Origin of the sequence: Nocardia bovistercoris, assembly GCF_015674855.1 — a bacterium.
GTDB lineage: Bacteria > Actinomycetota > Actinomycetes > Mycobacteriales > Mycobacteriaceae > Nocardia > Nocardia bovistercoris.
In genome coordinates, this window is record NZ_JADMLG010000020.1 from 24,050 (window position 1) to 37,010 (window position 12,961).

Here is a 12,961-nt window from a genome sequence, read left to right on the forward strand (position 1 = left end):
CGGTCGCGAGATCGTCGAGCTGCATCGGAGATCAACATTGCGGAGGAACGACCACTACGTCCGCCGGATTCTCGGTCGGCTCGACGCCGACCCCGGCGCCATCACCGTGACGCTCGGGGACGAGCCGTTCTCGGCGGAGCGGGTCGCCAGGGCGATCCGCACGACAGCGGCGTGGATGCGATCGGCAGGCGTCGGCCCCGGCGCCTCGGTCGCCGTGCTGACCAGTCCGAACACACCGGCGACGCTGATCTACCGCTACGGGGCGAATCTCCTCGGCGCGACGGCGGTCCACATTCGGGGAATCAACGCCGCCGACCCGCACGACGAGATGAGTCCTCGAGTCCAGGCCGAGATCCTGGCCGGTCTGCGGCCGACCGTGCTCGCGGTGGACCAGGACAACCTCGAACGGGCCCGTGGCTTGCGCGCCTCGGCCGGATCGGAATTCGGCATCGTCGCACCCGGTCCGTCCGGACCCGGCGTGCTCGACATGACCCTGGCTCCGGCCTCGGAGTTCGACGACTCGACGGCCGCAGCTCCGGAGATCGCGGCGGTGACGTTCACCAGCGGCTCGTCGGGCAGGCCGAAGGGCGTCAGCTGGCCCTTCGCCGTCAAGAACGACATGGCCGCCGTCATGGTCGACGCCGAACCGGCCGTATGCCTGGTCACCGGATCCCTCACCCATTCCAGCGGCTTCTCCGCCGATGACGTGATCATCGCCGGGGGCGCGGTGGTGCTGCACAACGGGTTCGAGGCCGAGGCGGTACTGCGTGCCGTGGCACGACACGGCGTCACCCGCTTGGTCCTCGCCTCGCCGCAGGTGTACGCCCTCACCGATCATCCCGCATTCGACGACTACGACCTGAGCAGCCTGCGCGAGGTGTACTACACCGGGAGTCCGGCCGCTCCCGAGCGAATGGCGGCCGCCGCGAAATCCCTCGGCCCGGTGCTGTTCCAGGTCTACGGCACGAGCGAGACCGGCATGATCAGCCAGCTCACCCCGCAGGACCACCTGGACCCTGACCTGCGCCGCACCGTCGGCCGTCCGCCCGCGAACGTCAGGATCACCATCCGCGATCCGCGGGATGGTGACCGGGTCCTCGCGCCGGGCGTCTCCGGCGAGATCTGTGCCTCCGGCCCTTGGGCGATGAGCCACTACTGGAACGATCCGGAGCAGACCGCTCGCGTGGTCCACGACGGATGGGTGCGCACCGGCGACATCGGGCGCCTCGACGAGTCGGGATACCTGACCCTCGACGGCAGGCTGGACGGCGTCCTGAAGGGCTACGGCGTCCTGATCTACCCGGAAGCGGTGGAGCGCGTGCTCCTCGAACACGCGGACGTGGCCCAAGCGGCGGTCTTCGGGATCGAAGACGCGGACCGCCTGGCACGGGTCGACGCGGTGGTGACACCGACGTCCGGTTCCACGCCGCGACCCGACGAGTTGCGCGGGCACGTGGCGGAGGCGCTCGGCGACCACCACACGCCGGTGGAGATCGAGGTCAGACCCGTACTGCCGCTGCGGGGATCGGCCAAGCCGGATCGCAACCTGCTCCGGAAGCAGGCGCTCGGCGCGCGGCACTGGCGTTCGACGTTGCACGAAGTCACCGGAACCTCCCTGCTGCGGGACCTGATCACGCCGCCCGCCGGAGACATTCCCGATGCCGCGTTCCTGGTGCGCCGGATCGATGCCGCCACGGCCGGATGCACCCGCGAGGAGCCCGCCGCCCAGAGCGCGGTGCGCGCGGTGTGGGCGGCGCTGCTGCGTTTGCTGGGGGCGGGCGCGCCGGTGGTCTTCGGGCAACGGGAGGCCGGTGCCGACCCCGACCTCGGGCCGCTCGTGGTGACCGTCGCGCCCCCGGACTCGCTCGGTGTCGTCGCGGAGCGGGCCGGGCAGGCCGCGGCCACGGCGGCCGAACACGCCGCGCTCGGACCGCAGGGGCTGGCGGTGCTCGACGCCGCCGCCGACACTCTGTTCGACACCGCGGTCGGTTTCGGCCGTCCCGGGAAGACCCTGCCCGACCTCGCCCGACCGCTCACCGCCGAACTCAGGGTCGACCGTGAGGCGAGCGAACTCGTGCTGACCCTGGTCACCGATCCGCGGCGAATCGGCCCCGCCCCCGCGGCATGGCTTCTCGACCTGGTCGTGCGACTGCTCGAAACCTTTCGCGAGTCGCCCGACCGACCACTCGCGCGCCTCGACCTTCTCGACGCGCACACCCGCCACCGGGCGCCCCGGGATCGGGACACCACCCCGCAACCACGGCGCCCCGCGACGCTGGGCCGACTGTGGCAACGCGCGGCGGAGGAACACGCCGACCGACCCGCCGTGGAAGCGGCGGGCGTCCCGACCTCCTATGCCGAACTCGATCGCCGGGCGGGCCGCCTCGCGACGGCGCTCGCCGCGGCGGGTGCGGCGCCGGGGCGGCTGGTGGCGCTCGTGCTGCCCCGTTCGGTGGATCTGATCACCGCGGTACTCGCGACCGCCCGAACCGGCGCGGCCTTCGTCCCCGTCGACCCCGGGTACCCGCGGGAGCGGATCGCGGCGATGCTGGCCGACTGTGACCCGACGGCCGTCTGCACGACGGCATCCGCCGAGTTCCCGTCGATCCGTCCCCTCCCGGTCATCCACGTGGACGACCGGGAGACCCTGGCTGGAGCGGACGTGTTCCCCCTGGTCGAGTCGCGGCAGACCGATCCGGCGTACGTCATCTTCACCTCCGGCACGACCGGGCGGCCGAAGGGTGTCGCGGTCACCAACGCCGGACTGGCGAACCTGGCAGCGACCAAACGCGAGGGCCTTGGACTGGACGACACCGCCCGATTGCTCCAGTTCGCCTCACCGAGCTTCGACGCGTTCGTCGCCGAACTGACGGGGGCGTTCACCTCGGGCGCCACGGTGGTCGTGCCGCCGCCGGGCCCCCTCGCCGCGGACGCGCTGACAGCGGTCCTGGTCGAGCACGGGATCACGCACGCCATCCTCCCGCCGGTCGCGCTGTCGAGCATGGATCCCACCGCCGTGCCCGGACTGCGCGGCCTGATCAGCGCGGGCGAGGAATGCCCGGCGGAACTGGCCGCGCGGTGGTCGCGGGGCCGCCGGATGGTCAACGCCTACGGCCCCACCGAGGTCACCGTCTGCGCGACCCAGAGCGGACCGCTCGTCAACGGCGGGCGGCCGACGATCGGGCGTCCGATCGCGGGCGCCCGCGTCCACGTGCTCGGACCCGCTCTTCAGCCGGTGGCGACCGCATTCCGCGGGGAACTCTACGTCGCGGGTCCCGGCGTCGCGCGTGGCTATCTCAACCGGCCCGCGGCGACGGCCGAACGATTCGTGGCCGACCCGTTCGGCCCGCCCGGCAGCCGGATGTACCGCACCGGCGATATCGGGTCGTGGCGCGAAGACGGCGACCTGGACTTCCACGGCCGGGCCGACGACCAGATCAAACTGCGAGGCTTCCGGATCGAGCCGCGCGAAGTGGCGGCGGTGCTCGAGGAACTGCCCGCGGTCACCCGCGCGGTCGTCGGCGTCCGCGCGGATCGCGCGGGCCGCGCCCGACTGGTCGCCTGGGTCGTGCCCGTCGGCGAGGCCCCCGACGACGCACAACTGCGCGACCACGCCGCACGCCGATTGCCCCAGCACATGGTGCCCACCGGCTACGTGGTCGTGCGTACCCTTCCCGTCACGCCCAACGGCAAACTCGACCTGGCCGCACTGCCCGCGTTCGCCGAGTCGGAGAGTCCCGCGCTCGCGACCGCACAGCCCACCCTGCGAACCCCGGCCGAACGCACACTGGCCGCCCTCTTCGAGGAGTTGCTCGAGGCCACCGACGTCGGCGTCGACAGCAACTTCTTCGCGCTCGGCGGTGACAGCATGCTGGCCATCTCGCTGATCCGGCGCGCCCGCCAGGCAGGTCTCGCCCTCTCCCCGAAGGAGATCCTGGCGAACCCGACGGTCGGGGCCCTCGCCGCGGTGGCGACATCGCTTTCGTCCGCACCAGCTCGAAATCCGCACGTGGAAGGCCACCGATGACCCGCCCTGTTGTCAGCCCGGAACTCCTCGACTCACTCGACCTCGCCGATCCGGTGCTGCACGCCGAGCACGAACTCTCCGAGGTGTGGCGCAGGCTCCGCGAGGACCGGCCGCACTACTGGCACCCGCCGAAAGGGGATCGTCCCGGCTTCTGGGTCTTCCCCCGCCACTCCGACGCGATGGCGGTCTACCGCGACAAGGAACACTTCACCACCGAGGGTGGCAACGCGTTGGCGACGCTGCTCTCCGGTGGCGACTCCGCGTCCGGCTCGATGCTCGCGGTGACCGACGGTGACAAGCACACCCAACTGCGCAACGTGTTGAACGCGGCCTTCTCCCCCGGTCGGCTCAAGAACATCCGCGAGGCGATCCGGCGCACGATCGATGACCTGATCAGGGCCGCGATAGAGAAGGGCGAGTGCGATTTCGTCCACGACGTGTCCGCGAGCGTGCCGCTCGGCGCCATCTGCGGTCTGATGGACGTGCCCGAGGCGGACCGCCGCTATCTGCTCGGATTGACCTCACACGCGTGGAGCTCCGACGACGCGGACGCCCCGCCGCAGGACAGCTGGCAGGCCAAGAGCGAGATACTGCTCTACTTCGCCGACCTGGCCCACACCCGACGCGGTAGTGACTCCGACGACGTCGTCAGTCTGCTGGCCAACTGTCACCTGGGCGGCCAACCGCTCAGCGACGCCGACCTGATGTCCAACTGCTACGGACTCATGATCGGCGGAGACGAGACCGGACGTCATGCCATATCCGGCGGCGTCCAGGCGCTGATCGAATGGCCGGACCAGTGGCGCGCGCTCAAGGAGGGCGCCGTCGGCCTCGACACCGCCGCCAACGAGGTGTTGCGCTGGACCGTTCCTTCCTTGCACGGTGGACGCCTGGCGACCGGGGACACCACGGTCAACGGGCAGCCGGTCAAGAAGGGTGACATCGTCAGCGTCTGGATCTCCTCGGCCAACCGGGATCCCGAGGTCTTCACCGATCCGGACCGCTTCCAACTCGATCGCACGCCGAACAAGCACCTGACCTTCGCCTTCGGCTCACATATCTGCCTGGGACACACGCTGGCCCGCATCGAGGTCGAGGAGGTGCTCGACTCGCTGCGCACGCTCGTGTCGTCGGCGGAACAGACCGGTCCCGAGCGGTGGATCTACTCCAGCATCCTGCACGGCATGAGTTCCCTTCCGGTCGTGCTGAACCCGGAATCCGCGTGAACCGCGTCGCCGTGGTCACCGGATCGGCCCGTGGCATCGGCGCCGCGGTGGCCGATCGGCTGATCCGCGACGATATCGATGTCGCCGTCCTCGATCTCGACGCCGAGGCCGCGCGACGCACCGCCGCGGCGCTGGAGCAAGCGGGCGGCCGCGCCACGGCCGTCGGCGTCGACGTGAGCGACGCCGACTCGGTCCGCGCGGCGGTCGACGAAGTCGTCGACCGGTTCGGTACGCCCGGCATCCTGGTCAACAACGCGGGCGCCACCCGGGACAACCTGCTCTTCTACCTGTCACCCGCCGACTGGGACCTGGTCATCGATGTCAACCTGCGCGGCACGTTCCTGATGACGCGCGCGGTCGCCGAGCACATGGCCAAGATCGGCTGGGGCCGCGTGGTGAACGTGTCGAGCATCGCCGCGGTCGGCAATGTCGGCCAAGCCAACTATTCCGCGGCGAAGGCCGGAATCGAGGGCCTGACCAAGACGCTGGCCCTGGAACTCGGTCCGCTCAACGTCACGGTGAACGCCGTGGCGCCCGGCTATGTGGCCACCGAGATGACCGCGGCACTGGCGGCGCAAACAGGCCGCACGGTCGAGGAGCACCAGGCGCAGGCCGCGGCGACCATTCCGCTGCGCCGGGTCGGTCAGCCGCAGGACATCGCGGACGTGGTCGCCTTCCTGGCGAGCGACCACGCGTCGTTCGTGTCCGGCCAGATCATCCATGTCGCCGGTGGGCCGGTGTGCTGACCGGCGCGCCCGTCGGAATCCGTCGAACCGGAATAGTGGCCTTGCCGTCGATCGCCGCGATCTCAGCTACGGATGAGCAGCCGAGCCAACGCGACAGCCCCGTACAGCGTGGACAGCTCGCCGAACCGAGATCCTCGTATCGGCGGGGTACTCGATACGCCGGGGCGGGCCAGTGCGCGCGCGTGCGCGTCGATCGTGGCGACGAATCGCGGCAGCCCGGCCGCTACGCCACCCCCGACGACGACCACGTCGGGATGCAGCAGCTCGTTCACTCCGGTGATCGCCACCGCGAGCCGGTGGCAGGCTCGATCCATCGCTCGCACGGCCCACGGCTCATCGCCGAGCAGGCCGGATCTCAGTTCCGCGAAGGTCACCGGGGCACCGCGCAGCCGCCCGGCGCGCGCCAGGATCGCCGGTCCACTCGCGCAGGCCTGTAGGCAACCCCGCCTGCCGCATCGGCAGTCGGGGCCGTCCGCATCGGTGATCAGATGGCCGATCTCGAACGACCCCGTATCCGTCGAGCCGACGTATTCGCCACCGACGACCATGCCCCCGCCCACCCCGGTGCCGACCCCGACGTAGAGCAGACGCGCACCACCGCATGCCTCGGCTTCGGCCATCGCCGCCAGATCCCCGTCGTCGGCGAACCGGATCGGGGCGCCGCCGAACAACGCACCGAAGGCGCGGTGCACGTCCAGCCCCACCCACTCCGGGCGGTTCGGCCACGCCGAAACGACTCCGATCGAGTCGATCGTTGCGGGCAATCCCACACCCACCGCGTCGAATTCGGCCGAGATCTCCCCGCGCAGCAGATCCACTTCCCTCGACAGTTGCGCGAGGTCGGTGTCGACCCCGCCCACGGTCCAGTGGAACACCCGATCCCGCACCGCGCCGCCGTCGGTGTGGGCGCGCAAGGCTGTCTTCGTGCCGCCGATGTCGACTCCGAGCCAGGTGTGTCGCCGCCGCGGCGGGGCAGGCCGATCCTCGCGACGTTTGCTCATCCGACATCCTCCATCGCCGCCGACTCGGTCAGTGCGGTCGGCTCGCCCGCTGCGGCGTAGATGGCCTCGATCGTGTCGATGATCCGGCGCGCTCCGCGGATCGCCGTGCCGCGAGCCCGGGGGTCGGCGAGTCGGTCCCGGATCTCGTCGAGCAGTCGGTCGTACTCCGTGCCCGGCGGCTCCGTCGGCACCACGATCTCCTGGATGCGCCGGTCGGAGACGACCGTGATGCCCGGGCGCCGCTCGCGATTCGGGCTGAATCCGAATGTGCAACGCAGGGTGGCCGTTCCGGCGCTGCCCGTGACCCGGATCGAGGTCGAGTCGTGGGTGACCGCGGCCGAAGCCCAACTCGCGACAAGTCCGACCCCGACACCGCTGTCGGTCACCATGAACGCGCGAACGGTGTCCTCGACATCGGCGACGGCGACGGCGCCGAGCGACTCCTGACCCCCGCGCCATGTGGTGCCCTTGGACGGCGTATTCACGTGATCGTGCGACGTCATCGCCGTGACCTGACGGAAGGTCGCCGGACCGGCGATGTCCTCGAAGACATCGAGCAGGTGCCAACCCAGGTCGATCAGCACTCCGCCGCCCGCCAGCCCACGATTGGTGAACCAACCCCCGCCTCCCGGCACCCCACTCGCGCGCAGCCAACTCAGGTCGACCGTGCGCAGTTCGCCGAGTTGGGGCAGCAGTGCCCGAAATTCAGCGATATCGGCGCGGTGTCGAGCGGCGCTACCCGCGAGCAACGACACTCCGCCGCAATTCTCGGCCGCGGCCAGAAAATCCGCCTCCGTGGTGGACAGGCACACCGGCTTCTCGATGAATGTCGCGACACCGCGCTCGAGCAATCCGCATCCGACCCGGGCGTGCAGATAGTTCGGGAGGGCGACGATCGCGAAGTCGACGCGGTCGGGGTCGAACTCTTCGAGGCTCGGGATGGCGGGTCTGCCGGTGGTCGCGGTGAACCGGCTGCGACGACCCGGGTGGGGATCGACGGCCGCCACGACCTCGTAGTCCGCGGCGGCCTGCAGCCGCGGCAACCAGATATGTTGACTCGACCAACCGAAGCCGATCAGCGCTGTGCGTATGGTCATGCCGCGGCCTCTGGCTCGGTGGCGTAGCGCCGCCGCCGATTCGGGTACACCGGGATGAATCGGGAACTCATATCGCGAATCTCTCTTCTGCCGGCGGCACCTGGTGACCGAGAGTAGAAATTTCGTCCGGTGCCGCACATCCCTCGATCTGACAGATCGGCGGCGCCGCAGTTCCTTTCGCCGTATCGGTCGCCGATTCGACAGACGGATTCCGCGATACGGTTGCCATCGCGCGTGGAGTGCGGCATGCTCGAATCGATGCCGCTCCGAATCGGGTGGACCTTCCGTCAACGGTGTCGACGATCCGCCGGGGGTATCGGATGTCGAGTGGAATATTTACCGCAGTTCGATATTTCGCGATTCCCGAGTCGGCCTCTCACGCTGCTGTCGAATGTCTCGACGGCCACCGAGTCCCGAATGACGGCCACCTGAATGACGGCCGCTGAGTCCCGAATTCCGATCCTTGTTCCGGCAGCCCGGAATTGCCATCCCATCGACGACACCGACACGCTGTCACCGCGGAAACGAGGCAGGCGGCGGCGCATCGGTCCCGCACCGGGGATTTCACGGTCCACCCACCCGATACGACGACGAGATCGGATATTTCCCGCATGGTCAGAACCGACGACGATCGCCTGTGGTTCCGCAGGTTCAGCGAGGCGCCGGATGCGGCGGTCCGGCTGATCTGCCTACCGCACGCGGGTGGCGCCGCAAGTTATTTCGTGCCGGTCGCGCGGGCATTGGCGCCCGAGATCGAGGTACTCGCCGTGCAGCCTCCGGGGCGGCAGGACCGCCGCCACGAGCCGTGCGCGGAGACGATTCCCGATCTCGCCGAGGCCGTCGCGGCACGGCTGCGCGACTGGGCGGACAAGCCGATGGCGCTGTTCGGGCACAGTATGGGAGCGATCGTGGCCTTCGAGACCACCCGACGCCTGATCGCCGACGACATCCGCCCCGTCGCGCTGTTCGTGTCGGGACGCGTCGCCGCGTCGACGCACCGCGACGAGCGGACGCACCTGCTCGACGACGCGGCTCTCACCGACCACATCCGTCGACTCGGCGGCACCGACGACCGTATCCTGGCCGACCCGGAGATGGTCACGGCGATCCTCGCGGCAGCACGAGCCGACTATCGCGCGATCAGCGCCTACCGCTGTCTTCCCGGCCCGCCGCTGCCGACCCCGATCCACGCCTACCTCGGTGACTCCGATTCGCAGGTCACGCCGACGCAGGCCGAGGCGTGGGAGCGACACACCACGGGCGGATTCGATCTCCGGGTGTTTCCCGGCGGCCATTTCTATCTGGAACAGCATGCGGCGCAGGTGGTCCGATCGATCGGGGAATCGGTGGGTCGCGCGCTGCGCGAACGCGGTTCGAATTCGTCCTCGACCCCGGGGTGACCCGGTGCCGCCCCGACCGGGCGGTACCCGCCGAACAGCGGGTACCGCCGCGATCGGGGCGGTGGTGCGGCTCCCGGTCACCGCCGTCGAGGCGGGCCTCGACCCGTCCTCGACGCGCGGCCGGGTCTAGCTCACTTCAGGTGCCGAGCGAAGAACCGGGAGCCCTCTTCCGCCTCCGACGCCGGGATGCCGGTGTGCCCACCCATATTGGCGTGCAGCGCCTTCTCCTTGGAGCCGAAAGCGTCGAACAGCTCCAAGGACGACTGCCGGTCGTTGCCCTCGTCGTCCCACTGCAACATGACCTGCAACGGAATGTTGACCTGACCGGCCTCCGCGAACATCGCGCGGGGCACGTACGTTCCGGCGAACAGACGGGCGGCCACGATGCGCGGCTCGGCCGTCACCAGCCGGATGCCGAGGGCGATCGCCCCGCCCGAAAGCCCGACCGGGCCCGCGATCTCGGGCAGGGCGAGGGCGGCGTCCATGGCGCCCCGCCAGTGCGTGACCGCCCGGTCGAGCATCTGGCGGTTGATGAGCCGCTCGATGATCTCCTCATCGACCGGACCGCCGGACTCCAGCGCCTTCATCAGATCGGCGCGGGCCTGTTCGGCGCGGGTCTTCTCCTCGCCGACGGGCTGGGGAAGCTCGATGCTGACGGTGGCGAAGCCGTCGGCCGCGGAGTGCAGGGCCCTGGCCACCACTCGGGGGTACATCCTCCGCAGTGCGCCCGGGTGGCCGAGCAGGATCAGCGGCGCCGGAGCGGACGCGGGTGTCCATACGATGCCGCGGATCTCGCCGAGAGTGAACTCGCGCTCAAGGACGTCGCCGTCGAGACGCTGTTCGGAAGTGAACTGAAGCTCAGAAGTGATCTGCAAAGTAGTGCCTTTCGGGAGTGCTCATGAACGGCGCTCCCGGACGACCTACCGCCCGACCGTGACCTCAGAGAGGAGCACCAATGTCAATACTGCGTCCACGGGTACCACCTCCTTGTCATCTCGCACGGCCTCCGAAAAAGTAGCAGCAGGAGCCGTGATCGTCAAATACTTCGGTAGACGTGTCGTCCGCGACTCGGTCGGCCGGGAAGTCCACCGGTCGGCCGGGGCTACCCACCGCCGCGACATGACTTTTCGAGTTCGCCCCGCCCGCGTCGGATGTCGGCGTCGCCAGTATGGATCGTGCCGGCGGCCGGGCGCGCCACCTGCTCGACCCGATCCCGCTCGAAACCGAAGGTGCGCAGTGCTCCCGGATCGAGCGCTCACCGACCCATCGGCGAATCACCAGTTGGATTCCGTTGTCGCGCATGATGGTTCGGCATTGCTCAGCGGCGTGAACAGCCGGGACAGCTGCGGCTCGACGGTCAGCGACCTCGTCGCCGCGATGGAAGCCGAGATGCAGGCCCGCGCGCGGATCTAGCGGCGCTGTGGCGGCCACGGCCTCGACATGCCGCGGTTCGGCGGTGCGGGAGGCGGTGTCGGCAGATTTCCCACCGGTGGGATCGGCCTGCGCAGATCGATCATGATCGCTGCCGGAAACGTGTGCTCGCGCTCGATGATCGGCGCGATTTCCGGGGACTCGACGGAGACCGTCACGGTGCAGTCACCAGGTCCGAGAGCGGCGAGCATGCCATCTCGGACGGCGGCCGTGAGCGGCCGGAAAAGAACAGTGATGCCGAGTTCGAGCTCGAACTCGCCCACTCGATCGCCATCGACGGCGACCTCGAGGCGAGCCGAGTAACTCCGCGTCCCATGCCCACCTTCTTCGAATCGGAGCTCCTCGGTCGCTGTCCCGTCCGGGTGGCGCCCGAATGGGAGAAGATCGCATGGTGAACCGAATCACGCGTGACACGAAGAGGTCTCGTGTAACACCGAACGTTCGGCAATCACCTCAACGCCCGGAACCATCGGTCTGCGACTCGGTCGTTCACGAAGTCCAGCGGTCGACCAGGTCGGCCCACCGCCGCGAGATGGTCTTCTCGAGTTCGCCCCGCCTGCGCCGGGTGTCGGCATCGTCGGTGTCGACCGCGCCGATGGCCAGGCGCGCGACCTGCTCGACCTGATCCGGCTCCAGACCGAGGGCGAGCAGCGCTTCGAGGTCGTGGGTGGTGTCGATCCGGTCGGGCAGCGGGGAGCGAGCGAGTAGCACCGCCGCGTTCTCCTCACCGACCTCCGACAGCATCGCGACCAATCCCGCCTTCTCGACCCTCACGAGCGCTCGCCGACCGGCCTGCGTATCGATAGTTCGATTCCGTTGTCGCGCATGATGGTTCGACATTGCTCCGGTGTGTAGTCGAAGTTCCGCAGATCCTGGATGTAGGTGGCCGGATCCGCCAGACCTTCGACATGGGGATAGTCCGAACCCATGATGATGCGCCGCTCGCCGATCAACTTGCGCAGACTGTCCAATTCGTCCTCGTAGAAGGGCGAGACCCAGACATGGCGTTTGAAGGTCTCGCGCGGGTCTTCCTTGTAGATGAAGGGAATCTGCCCGTAGGACTTCGTGAGCTTCTCGAACAGATGGAATACCCAGGCGGAGCCGCTTTCGATGGATGCCATCCGCAAATTGGGGAAGCGTAGGAACAGGCCGCTGTGCAGATGGTTGGCGAAGGTGTCCTGCAACGCGTCGCCGGAGAACAACGATCGGAAACCGAGCAGCGCCTGAAAGGACATCATGTAGTCCGGCTCACCCCAGGCGGGCATGAACTTGGAGTAGTACGTCTCGCCGGAGTGATAGCACACCGTGATTCCGGATTCATCGGCCAATCGCCAGAAATCGTCGAACATCGGGTCGCCGGGTGCGCGCATGCCGACCTCGGTCGAGACGGGTCCGGGGATCATGACGACGAAGCGCGCGTCGCGCTCCAAGGCCCATTCCAGCTCGCGTACAGCGGCGTCGGGCCTGCACAGCGTGATGTAGGGTGCGCCGAAAATACGTTCGCGGTAGGCGAATCCCCAGTCCTCGTCCATCCAGCGGTTGAAGGCGCGGAACGTGGCCACGACGGCGTCGAGGTCGGGCAGCAGCGCCTGTTCCATCCCGACGCCGAGTGTCGGCAGCAGGATGCAGCCCTGCATGCCTTGTTCGTCCATCAACGCCAGTCGCGCGTCGCGGTCGCGGTATTCGGGCCGGATGGGCTCGAGCTCCCCGAACATCGAGTTCAAGTCCGCGCCATGGGGATTGCGGCCGCGGAAGTATTCGTCGAGGGCGCCCGGCTTGCCGACCGGGTCGAAGGTCGGATTCGGGATGAACCTGTTGATCCTGCCGCCGACCATCAGCCGCTGTTTGCCGTCGACCTGCGCCCATTGGATCGCCCGTTTCCGGTATCGCGGGTCGATGTGGCGAGTGAAGGCATCGATGGCCTCGTAATAGTGGTTGTCGCAGTCGAAGTAGGTGAACCCCAGTTCGGTCGTCATCGCGACGGTGTCCTTTCCTAGCGGATTTTCGGTCGATAACGGTGTGCGCGTGGCAGG

General features: G+C 68.9%; 12 protein-coding genes. 7 read left to right on the forward strand and 5 right to left on the reverse strand.

Features of this window, described 5'->3' with window-relative positions; translation table 11 throughout:
• Nucleotides 1–37 precede the first annotated feature (37 nt).
• From IT779_RS32490 to fabG, 3 genes are read left to right on the forward strand one after another with little or no spacing between them, the layout of a single operon-like run.
• Nucleotides 38–4,027 (forward strand): amino acid adenylation domain-containing protein, encoded by a 3,990-nt coding sequence (locus IT779_RS32490; RefSeq protein ID WP_196153311.1) that lies wholly within the window; start codon nt 38–40, stop codon nt 4,025–4,027.
• On the forward strand, nt 4,024–5,253 hold the full coding sequence (locus tag IT779_RS38955; protein ID WP_196153312.1) for a cytochrome P450: 1,230 nt from the start codon (nt 4,024–4,026) through the stop codon (nt 5,251–5,253). The genes IT779_RS32490 and IT779_RS38955 overlap by 4 nt, the downstream gene beginning before the upstream one ends.
• Complete coding sequence (gene fabG / locus IT779_RS32500; protein ID WP_332839069.1) at nt 5,244–5,999, forward strand: 3-oxoacyl-ACP reductase FabG; 756 nt, start codon at nt 5,244–5,246, stop codon at nt 5,997–5,999. Before IT779_RS38955 ends, fabG begins: the two co-directional genes overlap by 10 nt.
• A 62-nt stretch (nt 6,000–6,061) precedes the next feature.
• Here fabG and IT779_RS32505 read toward each other — a convergent pair whose 3' ends face one another.
• Together IT779_RS32505 and IT779_RS32510 are read right to left on the reverse strand one after the other, a co-directional pair.
• Complete coding sequence (locus IT779_RS32505) at nt 6,062–7,000, reverse strand: ROK family protein (RefSeq protein WP_196153314.1); 939 nt, start codon at nt 6,998–7,000, stop codon at nt 6,062–6,064.
• Nucleotides 6,997–8,097: a Gfo/Idh/MocA family protein gene (locus IT779_RS32510; protein ID WP_196153315.1), complete on the reverse strand. Its 1,101-nt coding sequence runs from the start codon at nt 8,095–8,097 to the stop codon at nt 6,997–6,999. Before IT779_RS32510 ends, IT779_RS32505 begins: the two co-directional genes overlap by 4 nt.
• Before the next feature lie 611 nt (nt 8,098–8,708).
• Here IT779_RS32510 and IT779_RS32515 point away from each other — a divergent pair.
• Nucleotides 8,709–9,497, forward strand: a complete 789-nt coding sequence (locus IT779_RS32515; RefSeq protein ID WP_196153316.1) for a thioesterase II family protein — start codon at nt 8,709–8,711, stop codon at nt 9,495–9,497.
• A gap of 4 nt (nt 9,498–9,501) precedes the next feature.
• Entirely contained in the window at nt 9,502–9,627 is a 126-nt protein-coding gene (locus IT779_RS38645) for a hypothetical protein (RefSeq protein WP_269781690.1), read from the forward strand.
• Nucleotide 9,628: 1 nt separating this feature from the next.
• Here IT779_RS38645 and IT779_RS32520 read toward each other — a convergent pair whose 3' ends face one another.
• Entirely contained in the window at nt 9,629–10,372 is a 744-nt protein-coding gene (locus IT779_RS32520; RefSeq protein WP_198429196.1) for an alpha/beta hydrolase, read from the reverse strand.
• A 361-nt stretch (nt 10,373–10,733) separates the two neighbouring features.
• Between IT779_RS32520 and IT779_RS32525 the strand changes: the two genes are divergently transcribed.
• On the forward strand, nt 10,734–10,910 hold the full coding sequence (locus tag IT779_RS32525; protein ID WP_196153317.1) for a hypothetical protein: 177 nt from the start codon (nt 10,734–10,736) through the stop codon (nt 10,908–10,910).
• Between the two features lie 122 nt (nt 10,911–11,032).
• The gene (locus IT779_RS32530) at nt 11,033–11,323 is read left to right on the forward strand and encodes a hypothetical protein (protein WP_196153318.1); all 291 of its coding nucleotides are present in this window, start codon (nt 11,033–11,035) and stop codon (nt 11,321–11,323) included.
• A 94-nt stretch (nt 11,324–11,417) separates the two neighbouring features.
• On the opposite strand, the gene IT779_RS32535 is transcribed toward IT779_RS32530, so the two are convergent.
• Entirely contained in the window at nt 11,418–11,702 is a 285-nt protein-coding gene (locus IT779_RS32535) for a hypothetical protein (RefSeq protein WP_196153319.1), read from the reverse strand.
• The gene (locus IT779_RS32540; RefSeq protein ID WP_196153320.1) at nt 11,699–12,904 is read right to left on the reverse strand and encodes an amidohydrolase family protein; all 1,206 of its coding nucleotides are present in this window, start codon (nt 12,902–12,904) and stop codon (nt 11,699–11,701) included. The genes IT779_RS32535 and IT779_RS32540 overlap by 4 nt, the downstream gene beginning before the upstream one ends.
• Between the last annotated feature and the right edge of the window lie 57 nt (nt 12,905–12,961).

What these genes read in the sequence shown, in the direction of transcription:
- IT779_RS38955 (WP_196153312.1), top strand. Translation starts at nt 4,024, where the DNA reads ATGACCCGCCCTGTTGTCAGCCCGGAACTCCTCGACTCACTCGACCTC.
- IT779_RS32540 (WP_196153320.1), bottom strand. Translation starts at nt 12,904, where the DNA reads ATGACGACCGAACTGGGGTTCACCTACTTCGACTGCGACAACCACTAT.
- IT779_RS32515 (WP_196153316.1), top strand. Translation starts at nt 8,709, where the DNA reads ATGGTCAGAACCGACGACGATCGCCTGTGGTTCCGCAGGTTCAGCGAG.
- IT779_RS32505 (WP_196153314.1), bottom strand. Translation starts at nt 7,000, where the DNA reads ATGAGCAAACGTCGCGAGGATCGGCCTGCCCCGCCGCGGCGGCGACAC.
- IT779_RS32510 (WP_196153315.1), bottom strand. Translation starts at nt 8,097, where the DNA reads ATGACCATACGCACAGCGCTGATCGGCTTCGGTTGGTCGAGTCAACAT.